This window comes from Sphingobacterium rhinopitheci (genome assembly GCF_022627575.1).
In the GTDB taxonomy this organism is placed as follows: Bacteria; Bacteroidota; Bacteroidia; order Sphingobacteriales; family Sphingobacteriaceae; genus Sphingobacterium; species Sphingobacterium rhinopitheci.
The window spans coordinates 62,421-85,381 of record NZ_JADEYQ010000015.1 but is presented as its reverse complement, the minus strand read 5'-3'; the positions used below and the strand labels follow the sequence as shown (position 1 = coordinate 85,381).

Below are 22,961 nucleotides of genomic sequence, written 5' to 3'. Positions count from 1 at the left end.
CTTCAGGTATAAGGTTTAGTTCTTCTAGAAAGATGTCAAGTCTTTTATCTTCTTTAGTATAATGGGTCATTTCAAAATAATCAGAAACTCCCTCCGGAATAATCAATGGCATTAAAGCCTTAAACGAGTCGTGCATTTATATCAAATATCAAAACATAAATCTCAGATTTTTTTATCTAATCCACAACTTTTGTACATGATCCCCTAGGTTCTCATCATGCCACAAAAAAAAAGAGTCCTAACTTTCGTTAGAACTCTTTTTTTGTCGGGGTGGCAGGATTCGAACCTACGACCTCCACATCCCAAATGTGGCGCGATACCGGGCTACGCTACACCCCGAAAAGGTATCCCCTTTTGTTTATTGTGATGCAAATATACGGTGTTTTCCATTCTTGTCAATACCCATCTCAAAAATAAACACTAAAACACTGATTTATTGAAAGATAAATTCTCAAAAAAGCTATCACAGTAGAACAAATCACCTATTTTATATAAAATAACAATACTTAGCCCACTAAAAATAGTATATAAACAATGTATACTCGTCCATAAACGAACACCTACAACGTAGATATCGTTAATCTAACAGCACATATATAGTATCGCTACAATACCTTCCAAAGAATATAAAAATTGCCTGCTGTGGCTAATCCCAATTTTTAAGTAATAGTTATTCACCTTGATAATATCATCATATACATATACTATTATGTATAATCCAGCGATATTAATTTATACAGGATAATAATTGCTGGAAATTTTCAACATTTGAAATAATTTGTGGAAAATTACTTCACAAGATATATAAACAATAAGTTTTTTTTATTACCTTTGCACTCGCTTCTCGAATGAAGGAGAAGTATTTTTTTAATAAAACATTTTAGATTTAAAAATAAAAGCTGTAATATTGCATTCCGATTTTTACAGGATATAAATCGTTTATAATTACTCGAAATCATGGATTTAGTAAAATTTGTAGAAGAACAAGCGGTAGTAAAGAATGAAATTCCCGCTTTCAAAGCAGGAGATACCATCAGCGTGCATTATAAAATTCGCGAAGGAAACAAAGAGCGTGTTCAAGTGTACCAAGGTGTAGTTATCCAATTAAATAGCGAAGGTACTAACTCTACTTTCACCGTGCGTAAAATCTCAAACGGTATAGGTGTTGAACGTATTTTCCCTGTAAACTCTCCTAACATTGAAAAAATTGACGTAAACAGCTACGGTAAAGTACGTCGCGCTAAATTATTCTATTTACGCGGTCTTACTGGTAAAGCTGCTCGTATTAAATCTAGACGTATTGCAAAATAAGTTTGATTTTACGAAACGTAAAAAACATAAAAAAGGCTGTAAATATTATTTACAGCCTTTTTTGTTTACCTTACAATTTCGGGCTTAGTGCCCATTATATCATCTATAGTAGATTTTACCTCTGCATTCAATAGTGGTAATACTTCCAAGGCTTTAAGATTTTCCAACAATTGGCTCTCTTTTGTAGCACCTAATATTGCTGTTGTTACATTGGGATTTGCGATACACCAGGCTATACTCAATGCCGTAAGGCTAACCCCCAGATCATTCGCATAATCGCCTAATTTCTTTACACGTGCGATCTTATCGTCTATAATAGCACGTTCTTTGAGCCATTCATACCCTTCCAGTGACATACGAGAGCCCGCAGGGATACCATTATTATATTTGCCTGTCAGCAATCCTGATGCTAACGGAGACCATATGGTCGTACCCATTCCTATATTGTCAAAGATAGAAAGAAATTCAGCTTCCATTTTACGACGATTGAAGAGGTTGTACTCCGGTTGCTCTACTGCCGGTCCTTCCAAACCCAATTGGCGTGCTACCATATGCGCTTCCATTATTTCGGCCGCAGACCATTCACTAGTGCCCCAATAGAATATCTTACCTTGCTGGATAAGTGTATTCATGGTACGAACGATTTCCTCCATAGGTACAGATGGATCTGAGCGATGACAATAAAACAAATCTAAGTATTCAGTTTGCAAGCGTACTAATGCTTCATCACAGGCTTCCATTAAATGCTTTCTACTGAGTCCATGTTGATTGGGTTTCTTGTCCTCTCCTCTCCAACCAAAAAAAGCTTTACTCGACAATACATACGAAGAGCGATCCCAACTTTTCTGCTTCAACACCCTACCCATCATTTCTTCTGACTTACCGGCAGAATAAACCTCCGCATTATCAAAAAAATTAATCCCAGCATCGTATGCAATTGACATCAAACGATCATTCTCTTGGTCATCAGTTTGCCTAGCAAAAGTAACCCATGATCCAAATGACAACACACTAAGCTGTAATCCCGATTTACCCATTCTTCTATATTCCATAATACGATATCATTTTTATTAAAAATAATCAATATATCACAATATTCATGTTACATAGCCTAAAATGTAGGAGAAAATATGTATTTTGAAATATTATAAACTATGAGAATTACATTCCTATTATCGCTCGTATTAGTCTTGGCAAAGACCACTTTTGCACAACATACCGTCAAAGAAGTATTAGCCATGCAGGGTATCCCTAAATCTTATGCAGCAGCAAAGACAAGTACTATTTTTACCATTGATGGTAAAGATGATGAATCTATATGGGCAACTACAGCGTGGACCGATAGCTTCCAAGATATAGAAGGACATGCTAAGGCTAAGCCCAAGTATGATACTAAGATAAAGATGCTTTGGGACGATGAGAATCTATACATCTATGCACGATTAGAGGAGCCTCATATATGGGGAGATTTAACTACCCACGACGCTATCATATACCACAACAATGATTTTGAGGTATTTATTAAACCTTATAACAACCAATCTACTTACTTTGAGCTGGAAGTAAACCCGCTCAATACAATATTGGATTTACTGATGACCAAACCATACCGTTTAGGGGGCGAAGCCATGATACATTGGGATATCAAAGGGATTCAAACGGCGGTATATACATCTGGAACAATCAACAACCCCAACGATAGGGATAATTATTGGGCTATAGAAATGGCAATTCCATTTCAATCAATTCATAACTTTGGCAGAGGCTCATCGCCAAAATCAGGAGACCAATGGCGGATAAATTTCTCTAGAGTACAATGGCAACATGAAGTGATCAATGGAAAATATTCCCGCAAAAAAGTAAACAATAAATATATTGCCGAAGACAACTGGGTATGGTCGCCTATAGGTATCGTAAACATGCATTATCCGGAGCGATGGGGGTATATACACTTTATAGATGCTCTAGATACTGCCGTACCCTATCCAAAGAGTCAAAATATCGAACAATTCACTTGGAATTTATATTACCTACAAAATATCTTCAAAAACAAACACAACAAATACTGTAAAGTGATTGCTTTACTGCAAGAAAAACACAGCTTCTGGAACGATGAATTCCAAAGATATACTATCGAAACCACCTTAAATAAAGACGCTTCCTACTATAGGATAGCGATCAAAGACAATCAAAACAACCTATCGACAAGTATCGATAGTTACGGAAATTATAACATAAATTATGGCAAGTAGAAGACATTTTATCAAATCAGCAGGCTTAGGATTGGCTTCTTTACAGCTACTACCCGATACACCAATAGCGCCTCCAAAAAAAACTTTTACATTTGATTATTGGCTATGGAATAGACCCGATAGAAATGAACCTGAATACAAAATAAAACAAAAATTTCAAACGTATAAAGATGCTGGAGTCCGTGGAATATTCTTTGAAGACTACAGCAAAAAGCATTTTCAACTGGCCAAAGAGCATGGCATAGAAGCCCATCGATGGATGTGGACGATGAATAGAGGTGAAAAAGAATTAATAGAAAATCATCCTGAATATTATGCCGTCAGTAGATCAGGGAAATCATGTGCCACACATCCCCCCTATGTTGGGTATTACAGGTTTTTGTGCCCTTCACATCCTGATGTCCCCAAGTACCTTGAAGATAGAGCCCGAGAGCAATTAGAAAAAGAAGATGTCGATGGTTTACACTTAGACTATATCCGCTATCCAGATGTAGTACTACCGATCAACCTATGGGAAAACTACAACCTAGACCAATCTACAGAATTGGCGGACTATGACTTTTGCTACAGCAAATTTAGTAAAGACGCTTTCTTCAAAGAGACAGGAATAGATATCGATAAAGTACAAAGGCCCGATCAAAATTTATCCTGGCGTGCATTCCGTTACAAACAAATTACAAAAGTCGTAAATCAAATATGCGATGTAGCTAAAGATTACCACAAACCCGTATCTGCTGCCGTATTTCCTACGCCTGACCAAGCACGGAGAATGGTGCGCCAAGATTGGCCCAACTGGAACCTATCGGCAGTTTTCCCGATGATATACCACGGTTTTTATAAAGAACCAATACACTGGATCGGCACTGCCGTAGACGAAGGAGTACATGCGCTACAAGGCAAATACCCGCTCTACGCAGGTTTGTACCTCCCCGACTTTAAGAGCTTAGACGAACTAAAAGAAGGAATCCTTATCGCTAAAAAGAATGGCGCAGCAGGAATTTCATTATTTGGAGAAAAAGAGTTTGATCCGCAAACAATTTCATTATTAAAAAGCTTAAAATAAATAGTTTTAAACTTCATAATTTAGAATAAATATTAAAATGAAACTTCAACATTATCTTCAAATTTCGCGTAATACCGAAAATATTCTTATCTTTGTACCCCGTACATAAGGCTGATGTTTGGAGTCAATTCCATACATCTAGAAATAGAAAATTCCATAATTGCTATGACTAAATATATCTTTGTTACGGGCGGAGTAACTTCATCGTTAGGTAAAGGCATTATCGCTGCCTCTCTTGCCAAGCTTCTACAAGCACGTGGCTTAAAAGTAACAATCCAAAAATTTGATCCATACATCAACATTGATCCAGGAACATTAAATCCGTACGAACACGGCGAATGTTATGTAACCGAGGACGGTGCTGAAACTGATTTAGATTTGGGACACTACGAACGTTTCTTAAATGTTCCTACCTCCCAAGCTAATAATGTGACTACTGGACGTATTTACAAACATGTAATCGAACAAGAACGTGCTGGCGCCTACTTAGGAAAAACCGTACAGGTAGTACCACATATCACGGATGAGATCAAACGTCGCATGCAATTACTTGGTCAAACAGGCGAATACGATATCGTAATTACTGAATTAGGCGGTACTGTTGGAGATATTGAATCCTTACCTTTTATCGAAGCTGTTCGTCAGTTGCGTTGGGAGCTCGGAAATAATGACTCATTGGTTATCCACTTGACATTGATCCCTTATTTGGCTGCTGCCGGTGAGTTAAAAACAAAACCTACTCAACATTCTGTAAAGACATTATTGGAATACGGTATACAGCCGGATATTTTGGTATGTCGTACAGAACACAAATTAACACCAGAGATTCGTAAAAAATTAGCATTATTCTGTAATGTTAACATCAATGCTGTTGTAGAATCTATCGATGCATCGACGATCTATGATGTTCCATTGTTAATGTTAAAAGAACAATTAGACAAAACAGTATTAACAAAACTTAAATTGTCGACAAAGAATGAGCCTAATTTAGACAATTGGAAATTATTCTTAGGAAGATTAAAAAACCCTACAACAGAAGTAAATATTGGTTTGGTAGGTAAATACGTTGAACTACCTGATGCTTACAAATCCATTGTTGAAGGATTTATACACGCAGGTGCTTCCAACGAGACAAAAGTTAAAGTACATTATATAGCTGCAGAAAGCGTTAATAATACTAATGCTGCTGACAAATTGAAAGATTTGGATGGGGTAATGGTAGCTCCAGGATTTGGCGAACGTGGTTTAGAAGGTAAATTAGCGACCATAAAATACGTACGTGAAAATAAAATTCCATTCTTTGGTATCTGTTTAGGTATGCAATGTGCGGTAATTGAATTTGGTCGTAACGTACTTGGCTTAGAAAATGCCAATAGCTTTGAAATGGATGCCAATACGCCATACCCTGTTATCAACTTGATGGAAGAACAAAAGACGATCAAGAACATGGGAGGAACAATGCGTTTAGGCGCTTATGATTGTGAGATCAAAAAAGGTACTAAAGCATATACGATCTACGGAAAATCTAAAATATCAGAACGTCACCGTCACCGTTATGAATTCAATAACGACTATTTAGCGGACTACGAAAAAGCTGGTATGGTAGCCTCTGGATTTAATCCTGACACTGGTTTAGTAGAAATAATAGAGCTAAAAGACCACCCTTATTTCGTTGCTGGACAATTTCATCCAGAATTAAAGTCAACTGTTGCAAATCCTCACCCACTTTTTGTTAGCTTTGTAGCCGCTTCTTTGGCAAACAAAAAAGCGAAAGCAAAATAAAATAAGGAATAAAATAAAATAAATGGATAGAAATAACATAATAGGTTTAATCTTGATCTTTGCAATTTTTGCAGGTTCATTTTACTTAATGAAACCATCGGAAGCTGAAATCAAACAAGAGCAAATACTTCAAGATTCTTTAAAGAATGTGCGCGAAGGTAAGATTGTTAGTAATCCTACGGACAGCATAGCAAAAACAACAACGATTGACTCTGCTGATTTATCAAAACCTTTTGGTGCTGCTACGGTAGGTCAAGAGCAATTAATAACATTAGAGAATGATCTTTTAGTCGTTAAGCTTTCTTCTAAAGGAGGAAAAGTAAAATCAGTACTATTAAAAGGACTTAAAAACTTTGATGGTACCCCTTTATACTTATTGGAAGACAATAATAATAACTTTGGATTCTTATTCAATGCTAAAGGTCAAAACATCAATACCAATGATCTTTACTTTACGGCAGGCCAATCAACAGCTGAATCTGCTACATTGCGCCTTAACTACAGTGCTGACCAATACTTAGAATACAGTTATACCCTTCCAGAAAAAGGATATAATTTAGGTTTAAAAGTAAATGCTGTAGGTATTCAAAATCTAATAGATATTAAACAAAAAAATATCATCTTAGACTGGGAAGCTATATTGACTGAAAAAGATCAAAATATCAAAGCTGAACGTGAAAAATCTACAATCTATTACAAAAATAATGAGGGCGATGTAGATTACTTATCAGAAAATGGCGATCAGGAAGAAAAAATAGAGGACAATACGGTAGAATGGATTGCTTTCAAGCAACACTTTTTCTCGGCTATCCTTTCTTCCAATCAACCGTTCGAAAAGGCTAATTTAATTACTAAATCAACGTCGGTAGATTCTATTGTAAAAGTTTATAAAACGACATCAGAATTAGCGTTCAATACCCAAGCTAATAACACGTATGATTTCAACTTTTTCTTTGGTCCCAATCAATATAAGGTATTAAAGGCTGAAGGTAAATCGTATGACAAGATTATCAATATGGGCTGGGGTCCGATGGGCTGGATCAATAGATTCTTAACGATTCCATTATTTGATTTCTTAGATGGATTCCATTTGAATTATGGAATAATAATATTGGTACTTACTTTATTACTGAAAGGTTTAATGTTCCCATTGACGCGTAAGTCTTATATTTCTATGGCTAAAATGCGTGTCTTAAAACCACAATTAGATGCTATCAAAGATAAAGTAGGCGAAGACAACCCTATGTTGTTACAACAAGAGCAAATGAAACTTTATAAGCAAGTAGGTGTAAATCCTGTAGGAGGATGTTTACCAATGTTGCTTCAAATGCCTTTCACACTAGCATTTTTCTTTTTCTTTCCAAACTTGTACGAGTTGAGAGGGGAAAGTTTCTTGTGGATGAAAGATCTATCAACATATGATGCATTTATATCATTCAGCCCTATATTTGGTATCAATCATATTTCCTTAATGTGTGTATTGATGACCGTTGTTACCTTATTGACTACTTGGTACAACAATGCTACATCGGGAGCTACTTCAGGAATGGCTAGCCAGATGAAATACATTGGTTATATCATGCCGCTAATGTTCTTCTTTATGTTGAATAGCTTCCCTGCTGGATTAAACTACTATTACTTCTTGGGCGCGCTATTTACATTGTTAACACAATTCATTATTCGTCAATCTATAGACGATAATAAAATATTAGCACAACTAGAAGAAAATAAGAAAAATCCTAAAGTGCAGAAAAAATCTTCTTTCCAATCACGTTTAGAAGAAATGATGAGACAGCAACAAGCTACTCAACAAAATAAAAAGAAATAGTATTATATATAATGGGATCCAAACTTAGGATCCCATTTTTTTTTCGCCTATACTTTACGGAGTAACACCCATATTTTTAAATATTTGACAGCCTATTTTAGCCGTAAAATAGGGCTTAATAATCCCTCTAAACCCGCTTACTTAGTGTCCAAAGGACAATTTTATATAAAATATGATAATAAATATTTATTTATAGTTGTATTTTAATAAAACAGTGTTATATTTGCATCCGAAATAAGACAGTTACTTAATTTTAACCCCTGAAAATCAAGGCGTTAAAATAAAATAAAAAAGTTTTATTTTTTTGGGTTACCTTTTAGGGATACCGGTATTAAAGGATATAGAAACAAATTTGTTTAAAATTAAAATAGAAAATAAAAGATGAAAAATTTATTCGCATTCGGAGCATTAGCATTAGCTTTAACAGTAGCATCATGTGGTAACGGTTCAAACACTACTGAAAACACTGATTCAACAGCTGTTGATTCTACAGTAGTTGCTTTAACTGATTCAATCGTTGCAACTGACTCTACAGTTACTGATTCAATCGTTGTTGATTCAACTGTAAACGCTCAATAATCCGAGATAGTTTAAAAATACTTTAAAAGCCTGAGTTTTTACTCAGGCTTTTTTTGTTTCATAGATTTCCGTCTACTACAATTAAAATTGTATATCGTCCATCATTTTCTTATTTTTGAACAAACTAACAAGGAACTATGACATTATCAGCGCTTACAGCCGTTTCACCTATCGATGGTAGATACCATAATGCTACAAAAGAATTATCAGATTACTTTTCAGAATTTGCTCTGATCAAATACCGTGTTTTGGTAGAAGTAGAGTATTTCATTGCTCTATCAGCATCAGGAATTCCTCAACTTGCTCATTTTGATGGTTCTTTGAATGAAAAATTAAGAGATATTTACAAGAATTTTTCCATCGAAGATGCACAATGGATTAAGGATACCGAAAAAGTAACTAACCATGATGTTAAAGCTGTAGAATATTTCTTAAAAAATGAATTTGAAAAATTAGGCTTACATGATTCTTTAGAATTTATCCACTTTGGATTAACATCACAAGATATCAATAATACAGCGATTCCTTATTCATGGAAGGAAGCAATTAACAATGTATACCTACCTGCTATAAACGAATTATTAGGCGATTTGAAAGCTTTATCTTCAGATTGGCAAGATATATCTATGCTGGCACGTACACACGGACAGCCAGCCTCTCCTACACGCTTAGGTAAAGAGATCAAAGTCTTTGTAGAAAGAATAGAGAAACAAGTAGAATCATTAAAAGCTGTTCCTTATTCTGCTAAATTTGGTGGTGCTACAGGAAATTTCAATGCACACTTCGTTGCCTACCCTCAAAATAATTGGGTAGCATTTGCTAATGACTTTGTCAACAATCAATTGGGGCTTGATCGCTCACAAACAACAACACAAATCGAGCATTACGACAATTTTGCGGCAAGCTGTGATGCTATGAAGCGTATCAATACTATTATTATCGACTTGTGTCGTGATATATGGACCTACATCTCCATGGATTACTTTAAGCAAAAAATTACTGCAGGGCAAATCGGTTCTTCGGCAATGCCACATAAAGTAAATCCTATTGATTTTGAAAATGCTGAAGGCAACTTTGGTATCGCCAATGCTATATTAGAGCATTTGGCAGCGAAGCTACCTATCTCAAGATTACAGCGTGATCTAACAGATTCTACGGTATTACGTAATATCGGCGTTCCATTTTCACATACTTTGATAGCCTTTAAATCTACATTGAGAGGTCTTCGTAAATTAATTTTGAATGAAGCCGCTTTACAAAGAGATTTAGAAAATAACTGGGCAGTCGTTGCAGAAGCTATTCAAACGATATTACGTCGTGAAGGATATCCGAAACCATACGAAGCATTGAAAGATTTAACAAGAACAAATGCACATGTAACCCAAGAAACGATTTCTGTTTTTGTGGATGGTTTACATGTTTCGGAAGATGTTAAAGCGGAAATAAAAAATATTACACCGTCAAATTATACTGGCGTAGCATTATAAGCTTTGACGAAAGAATGACGAGAGTCAATTTTCTATCCACTATATTTGAATTTTAATTGATAAATAATGGCTACAATAAACGTATATACAGAATCAACGCCCAACCCATCGACAATGAAGTTCTTGGTAAACAAGCTTCTTATCAATGGTAGTGTAGATTTTCCGGATAAGGAAAAAGCACAAACATCCCCTTTTGCTAAGGAATTGTTCAAATTCAACTTTGTGACTGGAGTATTCTTCGCTAGTAATTTCGTAACAATTACAAAATCTGAAGAAGCAGATTGGTCTGATATCGAAGCTATACTAAAAGACTTCGTTAAAGGAGCTGTAGAATCAGAATTAAAAGTTCAAGAAATTGTTGCGGATGAAAATGTATCTTTCGAAGGAACTGAAACGGAAATCAAAATCCAACAAGTATTACATGACTATGTAAGACCGGCAGTGGAGCAAGATGGTGGAGCTATAGCTTACAAAGCTTTTGAAAATGGTATTGTAACCGTTGAATTAAGAGGTTCTTGTAGTGGATGTCCTTCTTCAACAATCACCCTTAAATCGGGAATTGAAGGACTATTGAAAAGAATGGTTCCTGAAGTCGAAGAAGTCGTAGCTGAAGCGATGTAAAACATATACTAATAAAGGCGGTTATATAACCGCCTTTATTATTTTACTTGATGATCTTTCGAAGTATTTTCGTATAAGCCTTCGCTATTTTCATCATCCCCCAATCATTAGGATGTGCGTAATCAACGGTTGAATTCACATCCAAACCAAGGTCCTTACTGCTGAGGTAATAAATATTCTTAACACCTGATTTCTTCATCTTTTCAAAAGACTTTTGAGTTACTTGGGTAGAAGTACCATATTCATACATCGTTCCTTTATTCAAAAATCCTGGTGTAAATGCGGAGCTATGCGCTGTCAGTACAATAGGTACATGAGGACGCTTACTACGTATAAAAGTAACGGCATTCCATAGCAAGGAATCTAGCTGTGCTTCGGACCTTGCCGAAGTAATGGACAAATTAGGGATACAATCCAATATATAAACCGCTGCATCCTGCGATACCATCAAATCCAAAATAGGTTGTTCTAAGAGGCCATTTCCGGAGAAAGCTAAATTAACAATTTCATTATTAAAATCACGCGACAATATATTTGTCCAAGCCATTCCTGGACGTGAAGCACAAGCTCCTTGCGCAATTGAAGTACCATATATAATAATAGGTTTTGTTTGCTCCTTAACAAATGTTAAGGCATATGATTTATTTACTCCAATTTCCATAAATTCAACAGAATTATACATTGGCAAAAACAATCTATAGGTCCCTGCTAGGTTATTTCCAATATTCGAAAAAGTATATTGGATAGTATCCTTAAACTGATAATGCCCAAATGACCATGACCAGCTAGTATGCTCTGCCTGATTATGATAATATAAATCTACACCACTAACGCCAATGGTTGGCATATGAGGCATATTTAAGGCCCCTTTGACTTTGTATTTTACAACAATAGTATCCGCATTAGTTTTAAAATCTATATATACACCGGCAGAATTTTCGCCTAACGACCATACGGCTGGACGAACAGCGTCTTTGATTGTCGCAGGCAACCTACCAAATGTATGATCTGTGCTCATCAAAGCCAAACGCCCTGACAACTCATCTCCATTGATCTTTGTAAATGTATAGGCTGACTGTGCTACTGCAGATGTGAGCATACAAACAAAAAAAAGAGTGCACAACACACTCTCTTTAAAAATTGATTTCTTTTTATTCATTCTTATTTAAGTACCTTAACTGTAATATCTTTAAACCACACATCATCACCGTGATCTTGGAATCCAATCACCCCTGACTTAGTATCTCCACCTACATTATTCAATAATTCAAATGCAATAGGCCATTTATCTTCACTAAATTTACTAGACTGCAATAGTTTTGTCCAATCTTTGGTGCGTACAGTATACTCAACTACTTTTACATCATTTTGGTAATGCGTAATCTTATCACCATTCACAACGATCTTAGAGGTATTCCATTCTCCTGCAGGTTTACTATTTTGTGGTGTCGCTGGAATCATATCATATAATGAAGCAGACATACGGTTTCCGTTGACGCCCATTTTAGCATCTGGATGCTTTACATTGTCCAATATTTGATATTCTGGACTAGACACATAGATAGGTTGTCCTTTTACCTCTTTTGCCAATACAAAAACGCCCGAATTTCCGGCTTCTGATATTTTCCACTTGAAGGATAGCTCAAAATTTTTGAAATCGTGGGTGAATATAATATCTCCTCCCTCCGGCTTATCAGCCTTTGGATTTTTAGAAAATTTTAAAGCACCATCTTCAATAGACCATTTGTTAGGAACATACGATTTATTATAGCCTCTCCATCCATTAAGGGATGTACCATCAAAAATAACGTATTCTCCTTTTTTATTCTTTTTAAAATCTTTAAGATCTACTTTAGGTAAAGTACTATATTCAATCGTTGGTTTCTCTTTTGCTTCTCCCGAGTTCTTATTTTGTGCAGCGACTGTTGAAGTTGTTAATGTAGCAAGTAATATTCCTGCTACTATAAAGTTGTTTTTCATATATTTTAGGTTTATAATTTTAAATATAAAAAAAATAGAATATAGCTACAAATACAATATCGTATTATTGATGACTAATAACCAGCATCTTCACTAAAACTTCCTTCTTCCCTACTATCTTTATTTTTGTTTATATCTTGCATTCCAAATCTATACGAGAAAGACAGCGTAAATGTTCTTTTGGACCAACGGTGATAAAACTCTGAATAACGTGCCGGCAAATAACTTTCACCACCAAATCGTCTAGTATCAAATAGATCACGTACATTGAACATCAAGGAGCCTTTACCTTTTAGGATATCCTGCTTTAATGCTGCATCTACACCAGACATTGATTTCATCTTACCCTGGAGCGTATTCATAGGTGCTCTATAATCTCCTTTCAACTGCAATGAGGTCAATTTTGAGAACTTAACATTTGTCGTTAGATTTCCATTCCACGAGAAGCCATCTGTCTCACGTACATCAAAACGCTCATTAGGATTTACTTTAAAATAAAAAGCATTACCATTTACGGTTACATCCCACCAATTAAAAATATTCACTTTACTGATTAATTCGAATCCAGCATTATTGCGAGAGCCTACATTCTCCCAACGCATAAATGTAGCATTGGTATTATCGCCTAGATAAATAGCGGCTATTGGGTCATTAGTATCATATTGAAAAGGCTGCGTCATATCATTGACACGACGAAAATAGGCTGATGTTATAAAATTCCATTTGGAATAAAATTTTGCGAAGCTCAATTCAGCAGCATGGATATCCTCAGGCAATAAGTTAGGATTTCCTTGTCTGAAATTCGTTTCATCAGATACATCAACAAAAGGATTTACTTGCCATCCACGCGGGCGCTGCACACGTCTTGAATAGCTCAATTGTACTTTATCCCCTTCCGCATTTACATCATAGGTCAAGAAAAGGCTTGGATATACTCTAAAATAATCCAACTTACCGGCTACGATATTTGTACCTGCTAAAATCCTATCTGGGTCATAACTCTGGATCGTACTATTCAAATAAGCATCCTCCGCACGCAATCCAAATTGCATCCCTATTCTCGAAGATAACATACGCTGGTAATTCGCATAAATAGCATGAACTCCCGAAGTCATGTCAAAATCATTCGTTACATTGTAATCCGTTACAAAAGCACCATTCAATAGTCTTTCTGAATATTGATTTTCATCTGAATTACGTATGATACCGCGGTAACCCGCTTCGATTTTATGATTCTCCCCTAATGGTAAAAGGTAATCTAATTGAAAATTCCAATTCTTTCCTCTTTCACTCGTTGTATTATTTCTTCTACTTTCATCGAGTGTTGGTATATCATAAGTTTGAATATATTCATTGGTACCATCTTCCTTATCATTACCATAGGTAATATTTCCCGTTATCTCTTCGCCATCACGCTTTAGCAAGCGCTTATAATCGAAAGTAATATCATACCCAAAATCTTGTTCTTGTTGTCGCGATGTACGTGGGCTTTTATTACCAAATGAAGGTCTATTAAAATAGGTATAGACAATATCTTCACCACGGTTATTATCCCTAATACTAATATTAGTACCCAAACTATAGGTTGTTTTTTCTGAAGCATAATAATCTGCTCCTAAGCGGAATGAATTATTAATCCCTTTTCTAAAACTCTGTGAATTAGACTCAGTGATCTCACTATTTGGCGCTTGAACACCATTGATTAATTCTACAGTACGCACACTCCCTTCACCTACATTGCGTCCATTTCGGTAGTTATAACTACCAAAATAATTGAATTTCTCATTGCGATAATTTAGCGAAACACCCGCATTATAGTTGTCATAGCTTCCTACAGAGGCATTCACTACCCCATTCAATCCTGTACGGATATTTTTTTTCAATACGATATTGACGATACCCGATTGCCCTTCAGCATCATATTTAGCCGACGGGTTAGTAATGATCTCTACTTTAGCAACAGCATCTGCAGGTAGCGATTGTAGAAGCTTATTGATATCCGAGCCCGCCATAGCAGATTCTTTACCATCAATCAAAATTCGAACTGTAGAGCCCCTTAGACTAATCGAACCATCCGCATCAACTTGTATAGTAGGTACATTACCCAGCAAATCTTGTGCTGTCCCTCCTACAGAAACCATACTTTGGGATACATCAAATATTTTTTTATCGATACCGAGTTGCAAGTCCGATACCTTACCTCTAACTACGACTTCGTCCAATTGATTTCCACCTTCAACAAGGCCAATGGTACCTAGATCTAAGGTTTGGTTAGCGACTATCGTTACTTCATCGATCGTATGATCCAATAAACCAACATAAGAAATTTTGAGTAAATATTTTCCGGGATTTATAGCTTCGAGTATCGCTATTCCATTTTGTCCTGTTTGTCTACCTTTAACTTGATTGTTAGTTTTCAAATCAAGTAAAGATACACTTGCTCCTAATATTGGATCTTCATTTGAAGCTTCAACAACAGTGACCTTCAACTTTCCATCTTGAGCAAATAATATAATTGGGAAAAGTAAAACAAATAGTAGAGGTAGTAAATAATTGCGTTTCATAAAATATTGTTACTTATTATTACAAATGTGCTGATTATATAATCAACAAAAAACAAAGTAACCGCAATATTACTAAGCGCTGGTTTTTATTCTACTGAAACAGATAGACCTTCCGCCTTCAAAATTTTACGATAAATTTCCATCTCCGTAAATGATCCTTCCAATATAGGACATTTACCTTTTGTATGTACAGTCCACGCTATACGCTCAGATTCGGATTCAGAATACTGTAAATGATGCATCAAGCAAAATATAACGTGCTCAAATGTATTGATATCATCATTCCATAAAATCAAACGATGACTTTCTTTTACTGAAGCTAAAATCTCTTCTAGAGTAAAGGTTTCTTGTGCGGTTTCAACACTCATACTACAAAAGTAATGTATTTTTCAAAAAAAAAATAATATTGTACCTTAGATATTAATAATAACCAACTTAATATTATGTTTCAATCGAGAATTGCAGGAATTGGCTACTATGTACCCAAAAATATATATACCAATGATGACCTCAAAAGATTCATGGATACAAGTGACGAATGGATACAAGAGCGTACCGGTATCAAAGAGAGACGTTATGCTGATCGGTTGACAGAAACAACTACTTCCATGGGCGTCGAAGCTGCCACAATAGCTATTCAACGAGCAGGTATAACTTCTAAAGACGTGGATTTCATTATTTTTGCCACCTTATCACCGGATTATTATTTCCCGGGCTGTGCTGTACTCTTACAGCGTACCATGGGAATGGGTGAAGTAGGTGCACTAGATATACGCAATCAATGCTCGGGCTTTGTATATGCTTTATCGATAGCAGACCAATTTGTAAAAACGGGGATGTATAAAAATATCCTTGTGGTAGGTTCCGAGAAACAATCCTTTGCGATGGATCATTCGACCCGAGGACGAGCTATATCGGTCATCTTTGGAGATGGAGCGGGTGCTGTAATCGTACAACCAACCACAGAGCATGGTAAAGGTATATTGAGTACACATCTACATTCGGATGGCGCTGAAGCCGAAAAATTAGCAATGTATTACCCTGGTGCTTCCGGAGGAATAGGCTTAGCGAATCAACCAAAATGGCCTGACCAAGAATTAGGCGGAATGTTTATTACGCCACAAATGATTGCCGATGGCACTATATTTCCGGTGATGGATGGACAAGCGGTATTTAAAAAAGCTGTTGTCAAATTTCCCGAGGTAATCCTTGAGGCATTAGCGAAAAACAATCTTAACCCTACTGATATCGATCTATTAGTACCGCATCAAGCCAACTTACGTATATCACAATATGTACAAAAGAAATTGGGATTAACGGATGATAAAGTGTTTAATAATATCCAAAAATATGGTAATACCACCGCAGCGTCGATACCCATAGCCTTATGCGAAGCATGGGAAGCAGGAAAGATCAAAGAAGGCGACTTAGTTTGTTTGGCTGCTTTTGGAGCTGGCTTCACATGGGGCTCAGCACTTATACGTTGGTAATAGATAGTAGAAGGGATTCTTAAACAGCAATAACCCCATCTATTCAAATAATTGCCCCAAGCCTACCTTTTTAAAGAGCAATTGTCCAATCTTCAAATCCGACCAACCTTTCTTTATTTTATATGAAAAAATAGGCAATTCATTTTCTATACTACAATCAACAAACAATGCATCTATAGATTGTTTTTCAATTTCTAACTGCAGTTCATTCAGATGTGTAGAAATAAAAAACAATGAATTTTGAAATCTTTGCAACCCCTTGATGGTAATTTTACTAATTGCCAAAGCATCTTCATAATTAGTGCCTTTAAAGAGCTCATCAAATACGGCAAAGCAACGTTGCCCATTGTCAGCTTCTGTGACCACCGTTTTGAGATTTACAATCTCATTCATAAAGTGGCTATACCCATTTTTGAGGTCATCACTATGATTAATCTGAATAAAAATATGGTTATAAAAAGGAATAGTTCCCGACATCGCAGGAATAGGGAAACCTAAGTGCGCTAAATAAACGCAAAGACCAATCGTCTTTAGCAAAGTAGATTTACCCGACATATTGGCCCCTGTGAGTAATACAACATTATTGCTAATGGATAAATCATTCTTAACTGCATTGTGCACTAAGGGATGGTACATTTGCGAGAGTGTTAAGTCGGAATCACCAATCTCCACAAAGTTCAGCTCTAATTTACGAATAGCTTTAGCTAGCGAAATATAAACTTCAAACAGATTTAGTTTGTTAAAAAATAATAGGGTATCCCCATTTCTCCGTTTCTCTAATACAAGTTCATTCAATCGTTGAATAGATCTAAAGCCAAACTTTCCTTTAGCTATTTGTTTTTTATAAGTTGCAGGATTGAAATCATGTAGATAATCCACTATAAATTGCACATCAGTTTTCAAATCCTTAGGAAAAGTAGCTATAGTAACATTTCTTTTGATAGCATCTTCTAAATCTTTGAAAAAGTAAATTAACTGCGAATAAAGGCCAAACAACGTGTCACTTCTTTTCTTTTGAAAAAAATAAGTTAAATAATCAATCTTCTTCACTTCCTCTTCGGAGAAATGAATTAAAAAACGCTGTGCCTCTAAATAATCTACTTTACGATAATGATACGCTTCGATAAGGTTATCTTGTAAAAGGATGGCCTTTAAATAGCTTTGTCGATTTATGATATCCTCTACAGAAGATAGTGGACTCAGCATTATCTTCTTTAGCAAAACTTTAGCATCATCATTTAGGGTATAATCAAAGATGGGGACTATATCATTTGCAATAAATAAATCCTGAATATTATGCATAATTTAAGGTCAATATATCCTAAATATAAGAAACCTTTTGGATATCAATCAGTAGTACTAACAAAGTAATAATCGTTATAAAATTAGATTTGCTTATAATATAACCTTTTCAGGTCGAGTAGAAGATAAATAATATTAGTCGTGATATCAGATACTAAGACGCAAGAAATGAGTACAACTGCTAGTAACTAAAATAGGGACAATGGCTCGGTAATAGATGTGGATTCATTTTAATAAATAGGTTGATGTGCATCAACCTATTTATATTGAATATTATAATACTCTTACTAATAATCCCTTTAGATATTCTCCTTCGGAGAATGAAGCTCTTACAGGATGATCTTCGGGTTGTGAAAATTGTCTAATAAATTGGATCTCTTTACCAGCATCCAATGCTGCCCAAGCAATCACCTGCTTGAATGTCTCGATATCCATGGCACCAGAACACGAGAACGTGGCTAATAGTCCTCCACTGTTCAATAACATCAATCCTCTTCTATTCAAATCTTTGTATGCACGTGATGCTTTCTCTAATGTAGAACGCGAAGGAGCATATTTAGGTGGATCTAAAACGATGACGTCAAATTTCTCTTGTTGTTCTCCCAGCTGGCGCAAATATTTATTTACATCCGATTGAACAGCATTATATTTTGAGCCATCAAAATTATTATGGATGATATTATTTTTTAATGTTTCAATTGCCAAAGCTGAACTATCTACTGCTGTAACCTCAGCAGCACCTTCACGCAAGGCATTCAATGTAAAACCTCCCGAATAGCAAAAACAATCCAATACGCGCTTACCTTTAGTATATTGTGCTGTCAAGAATCTATTTTCACGCTGATCGCAGTAAAAGCCAGATTTTTGACCATCAATAATATTTACGCTATACTGAATACCATTTTCCAGGATGTCAACAAATTCCGGAGGTGTCTCTCCCCACAATAAGCCATTGGCATCAGCCAATCCTTCATGCTCACGAGATTTCAGATCGCTACGTTCATAAACACCTTTTATAGGAAGAAGTTTGGTAAGCTCATCTATTATAATCGCTTTCACACGCTCCACACCTGCAGAATGAATTTGTACAGATACGAAGTCAGCATATTTATCGGCTATAAAACCGGGGATAAAATCTGCTTCCGCAAATATCAAACGTACAGAATCATTATTTTCATTTAAAAGGTGTGCTCTATTACGTACTGCTTTTTGCACACGTGAGCGCCACCATTGCTCATTTACTTCATGAGCTGGGTTCCATTCCAACAGGCGAACAGCTACACGTGAAGTATTATTGTATAATCCGTATGCTATAAATTCGTCATCTATATTGTAAACAGAAACTAGATCACCATTCTCTACGTTTCCTATTACTTTATTAATCGCTCCCGAAAACACCCAAGGGTGTAATTGCCAAGCCGCCTTATCTTTACCTTTATTAAGTATTATCTTATTCATTACAGCAAAAGTACAGGTTTTATTAAGATTTCTATCAAACGACCAAAAAAATAGCCCTTCCTATTTATAGGGTTCATTCCATTAACTACGAATACAAAAAAGGTCGGAAGATTTCTCCTCCGACCTTTTATTAGCACGGGTAGTTATCGTTATTTAATAAAAAAACCTGCGGGTCTATTAAGATCTGATAAAAAATTCAACTCTACCTTAGTTCCATCAAGATTTGACCTATTGATTGATCCTCCATTCCTATTAGACCAATATATTTTTTTGGTAATATAATCTATTCCTATTCCATAAGCTCTGTCCGTTGCATCTGCGATTTTCACCATACCCGTACCGTCAAGATTCGATTGCATTAAAGCATCTTCATAACTATCTTGAAAATACAATTTACTATTCACTTCATCCACAAATATGCCATAGCCATAAACGCCTGCAATAAGCACTTCCTTGCCTGTACCGTCCGCATTTGCGACTAATAACTCATCATTACTTACATCATAGAAGTAAATTTTATTCGTTTTGCTGTTAAATGCTATTGCTCGCATTCCACCTCCCGAAACCGATATAAATTGTCTTTCTAATCCTGAACCATCCAAATTTGCTCTAGAAATATTCCCATCATCATCTGCCCAATATATTTTTCCTGCAGCCACATTTACTGCAATAGAATATGGATCTGTAATTCCCGAAACGATAGTTTCAAAATTAGTACCATCAAGATTCATACGCCACACTTTACCATTAGGAGTAGAATCATCTTCAAAATCAGTATAATATATTTTACCATTCACGGTATCCACCGCTAATCCCACTCCTCCTTTACCCGCAATACTAACAACCAACTCAGGCGTGGAGCCAAGATTCAAGGATATTTTTTTAATGGCAGGGGCTGCTCCACCATATTCAATATAGTAAATAAACTTATCTGTAGGAATAACAGCATCAGGATCGACTATGATTAAGCTTTTAGCATAATTACCTGTCCCAGTAGTACCAACAGCCTTCAATTTAACGGTATAAATCCCCCCCTCAGTATATATTTTAGTAGGATTTTTTTCTGTAGAGGTCGTTCCATCTCCAAAATCCCACAAATACGTATCTGCATTTTCGGATTCATTAGTAAATGTAATATTCTCATTTATTAAAAGCTCACCTACCGTATTAGTATAAAAACTCTTTACAGGTTCACCTAAATCCTCAAATACATATTTATCCGATTTACAACCTACAAAGACTAAAAGAGCAATTAAAAATGCGGGCAAATGTAGATTTATATTTTTCATAATTTTATAATTTAATGTCATAGCAGATATGATTACACCACTATATATTGGTTATTTCTTTATTTTAAAATACTCTCCATTAGTGAATAATGAAATTTGCGCATCACTAAAAGACACTTTTTTATTTTTATTTACTTTAATATTTTGGGGTCTAGATACAACCAGCACTTGGCTATCTCCTACTACTTGTACCTCTTGCCCACGAACAATAAGCGCTGTACCTTCATCTACACCTATCAGAGTTTTTGTAGGATTATCAACCAGGACACTCAATAGGCGATTATAGCGACTTCTGATAATAAAATGCTGATCAATAATCGCTGATTGTAAAAAACCCATTCCACTGGTTGTAATAATATTATCCTTACTTACCGTTTGAATAGAATTAGAATTTTCTCTTTGATCTCCTGTTATCATCACTTGCGACATGATAGCTGCACCAGCGCTCGTCCCAGCTATTGTAGCACCATCACGAAATGCACTGTGCATAGCATCATACAATTTCGTTCCACGCACAACATCCATAAATTTATTTTGGTCACCACCTGTCACATAGATCAGGCGTGCATTGCGCACCGAATCAATCCAATCTTTCTTTGTATCTGCTTGATCTTTTGTAAAATTAAAAGCAGTTATTTTGTGTTTAGAAAATGCTTGTATCTGTTCTGATATATACGTTATAGATTCTATAGGTTCACTTGTTGCCATGGGTAATATGACGATATAATCCGTAGGTTTCAAATCGGCAGAATTAACCATACGCTGTACCAATTCTGGGGAACGAGTACCACCTCCTATTATAAACAAAGAACCCTTTTGCTGTGCAAACGATGTTAAGGCATATACGGATAAGAGGAGAATAAAGCTTACTTTTTTATAGTTACTCATATTCTACTATTTATAGATTTCAACTGTTATTTTTCCATTTTCATCTACGGTTCCACGATACATACCAGAGGTATTAAATTCCATCGCTACCTGACCATCTCTATTCAAGGTAATGATACCACCATCGCCCCCCATTTTCCCTATTTCATCTATCACTTGCTTTGTAGCATCAACTACAGAAAGCCCTTTCAGCTCTATCAAAGACGATACACGGTTTGCGGCTACTTCACGAATATAATATTCACCCCAGCCAGTACATGAAATCCCTGCTGTCGCATTATTACAATATGTACCAGCGCCAATAATTGGAGAATCACCAACACGACCAAATCTTTTATTGGTCATACCACCAGTAGATGTTCCTGCAGCTAGATTACCTTTTTTATCTAAAGCTACAGCCCCAACAGTACCAAATTTGGCATCTTTTGGTGATATCCCTGCTATTCTACTATCACGGATATCGTTATAATTATAGGCTGCTCTTCCCACTTCCTCTTCTGCAATGGTACGTTGCAATTGATCCCAACGTTCTTGCGTAAAGAAATACGCTGGAGAAACAGTATCACATCCGTTTTGCTGGGCAAACAAATCTGCCCCCTGTCCAACCATCATCACGTGTTCGGATTTTTCCATCACTGTGCGAGCCGCATTAATAGGATTCCTAATGGTTGTAATCCCTGCTACAGCACCTGCCTTCAACGTTGCTCCATCCATAATAGAAGCATCTAACTCATTTTTTCCTTCATGGGTAAACACAGCACCTTTACCTGCATTGAACAGTGGAGAATCTTCCATCACGTTGACCGCAGCTTGGACAGCATCCATAGCTGGATATCCTTCGTCAATCATCTTATACCCATGCTCCAATGCTTTTGTAAGGGCATCTCTATACGCTTTTTCTTTTTGCGGAGTCATATACTTCTTTTCTATAGTACCAGCTCCGCCATGGATTACCATTACATATTTTGTATGTGGATCTATAGTTTGCGCCTCACTATTTAACATCATCATCCCACAAACGACAACTAATCCTATATTTTTTAAAATCTTCTTCATATCAACTTTTT

19 protein-coding genes and 1 tRNA gene are annotated in these 22,961 nt (G+C 36.0%); 9 read left to right on the top strand and 11 right to left on the bottom strand.

What is annotated here, in order from left to right; translation table 11 throughout:
• Positions 1-265 precede the first annotated feature (265 nt).
• Positions 266-339: transfer RNA gene (locus tag IP023_RS12725), tRNA-Pro, on the bottom strand.
• Positions 340-957: 618 nt separating this feature from the next.
• Here IP023_RS12725 and rplS point away from each other — a divergent pair.
• On the top strand, positions 958-1,311 hold the full coding sequence (gene rplS / locus IP023_RS12720; RefSeq protein ID WP_241790772.1) for a 50S ribosomal protein L19: 354 nt from the start codon (positions 958-960) through the stop codon (positions 1,309-1,311).
• Positions 1,312-1,376: 65 nt separating this feature from the next.
• Here rplS and IP023_RS12715 read toward each other — a convergent pair whose 3' ends face one another.
• Entirely contained in the window at positions 1,377-2,363 is a 987-nt protein-coding gene (locus IP023_RS12715; RefSeq protein ID WP_241790771.1) for a potassium channel beta subunit family protein, read from the bottom strand.
• A gap of 102 nt (positions 2,364-2,465) precedes the next feature.
• Here IP023_RS12715 and IP023_RS12710 point away from each other — a divergent pair, with 102 nt between their 5' ends.
• From IP023_RS12710 to IP023_RS12680, 7 genes are all read left to right on the top strand, one after another.
• Positions 2,466-3,563, top strand: coding sequence for a carbohydrate-binding family 9-like protein (locus tag IP023_RS12710; RefSeq protein ID WP_241790770.1), 1,098 nt, complete (start codon positions 2,466-2,468; stop codon positions 3,561-3,563).
• Positions 3,553-4,626, top strand: a complete 1,074-nt coding sequence (locus IP023_RS12705) for a family 10 glycosylhydrolase (RefSeq protein WP_241790769.1) — start codon at positions 3,553-3,555, stop codon at positions 4,624-4,626. Before IP023_RS12710 ends, IP023_RS12705 begins: the two co-directional genes overlap by 11 nt.
• 165 nt (positions 4,627-4,791) lie before the next feature.
• Complete coding sequence (locus IP023_RS12700) at positions 4,792-6,408, top strand: CTP synthase (protein WP_241790768.1); 1,617 nt, start codon at positions 4,792-4,794, stop codon at positions 6,406-6,408.
• 22 nt (positions 6,409-6,430) lie between these two features.
• Positions 6,431-8,236, top strand: coding sequence for a membrane protein insertase YidC (gene yidC / locus IP023_RS12695; protein ID WP_241790767.1), 1,806 nt, complete (start codon positions 6,431-6,433; stop codon positions 8,234-8,236).
• Between the two features lie 381 nt (positions 8,237-8,617).
• Entirely contained in the window at positions 8,618-8,815 is a 198-nt protein-coding gene (locus IP023_RS12690) for a hypothetical protein (RefSeq protein ID WP_241790766.1), read from the top strand.
• Positions 8,816-8,952: 137 nt separating this feature from the next.
• Entirely contained in the window at positions 8,953-10,302 is a 1,350-nt protein-coding gene (gene purB / locus IP023_RS12685; protein WP_241790765.1) for an adenylosuccinate lyase, read from the top strand.
• A 66-nt stretch (positions 10,303-10,368) separates the two neighbouring features.
• A complete protein-coding gene (locus IP023_RS12680) occupies positions 10,369-10,923 on the top strand; it encodes a NifU family protein (protein ID WP_241790764.1) in 555 nt (184 codons plus the stop codon).
• A 43-nt stretch (positions 10,924-10,966) separates the two neighbouring features.
• Here the strand turns inward: IP023_RS12680 and IP023_RS12675 are convergent, their stop codons facing one another.
• The 4 genes from IP023_RS12675 to IP023_RS12660 form a co-directional block, all read right to left on the bottom strand.
• Complete coding sequence (locus IP023_RS12675; protein WP_241790763.1) at positions 10,967-12,022, bottom strand: SGNH/GDSL hydrolase family protein; 1,056 nt, start codon at positions 12,020-12,022, stop codon at positions 10,967-10,969.
• A 62-nt stretch (positions 12,023-12,084) separates the two neighbouring features.
• Positions 12,085-12,903, bottom strand: coding sequence for a 3-keto-disaccharide hydrolase (locus IP023_RS12670; RefSeq protein WP_241790762.1), 819 nt, complete (start codon positions 12,901-12,903; stop codon positions 12,085-12,087).
• A 74-nt stretch (positions 12,904-12,977) separates the two neighbouring features.
• Positions 12,978-15,467 carry a TonB-dependent receptor domain-containing protein gene (locus IP023_RS12665; protein WP_241790761.1) on the bottom strand — a complete coding sequence of 830 codons (2,490 nt, stop codon included), beginning with the start codon at positions 15,465-15,467 and terminating at the stop codon, positions 12,978-12,980.
• A gap of 86 nt (positions 15,468-15,553) precedes the next feature.
• Complete coding sequence (locus IP023_RS12660) at positions 15,554-15,835, bottom strand: ATP-dependent Clp protease adaptor ClpS (protein WP_241790760.1); 282 nt, start codon at positions 15,833-15,835, stop codon at positions 15,554-15,556.
• 75 nt (positions 15,836-15,910) lie between these two features.
• Between IP023_RS12660 and IP023_RS12655 the strand changes: the two genes are divergently transcribed.
• A complete protein-coding gene (locus IP023_RS12655) occupies positions 15,911-16,957 on the top strand; it encodes a 3-oxoacyl-ACP synthase III family protein (protein ID WP_241790759.1) in 1,047 nt (348 codons plus the stop codon).
• 39 nt (positions 16,958-16,996) lie between these two features.
• Here IP023_RS12655 and IP023_RS12650 read toward each other — a convergent pair whose 3' ends face one another.
• The 5 genes from IP023_RS12650 to IP023_RS12630 form a co-directional block, all read right to left on the bottom strand.
• Positions 16,997-18,259, bottom strand: a complete 1,263-nt coding sequence (locus IP023_RS12650) for a MutS-related protein (RefSeq protein ID WP_241790758.1) — start codon at positions 18,257-18,259, stop codon at positions 16,997-16,999.
• Positions 18,260-18,532: 273 nt separating this feature from the next.
• A complete protein-coding gene (locus tag IP023_RS12645; protein ID WP_241790757.1) occupies positions 18,533-19,717 on the bottom strand; it encodes a class I SAM-dependent rRNA methyltransferase in 1,185 nt (394 codons plus the stop codon).
• 149 nt (positions 19,718-19,866) lie between these two features.
• A complete protein-coding gene (locus IP023_RS15830; RefSeq protein ID WP_317224552.1) occupies positions 19,867-21,006 on the bottom strand; it encodes a PKD domain-containing protein in 1,140 nt (379 codons plus the stop codon).
• A 51-nt stretch (positions 21,007-21,057) separates the two neighbouring features.
• Positions 21,058-21,894 (bottom strand): cyanophycinase, encoded by an 837-nt coding sequence (locus IP023_RS12635; RefSeq protein WP_241790756.1) that lies wholly within the window; start codon positions 21,892-21,894, stop codon positions 21,058-21,060.
• A gap of 6 nt (positions 21,895-21,900) precedes the next feature.
• Positions 21,901-22,950 (bottom strand): isoaspartyl peptidase/L-asparaginase family protein, encoded by a 1,050-nt coding sequence (locus tag IP023_RS12630; RefSeq protein WP_241790755.1) that lies wholly within the window; start codon positions 22,948-22,950, stop codon positions 21,901-21,903.
• Positions 22,951-22,961 lie beyond the last annotated feature (11 nt).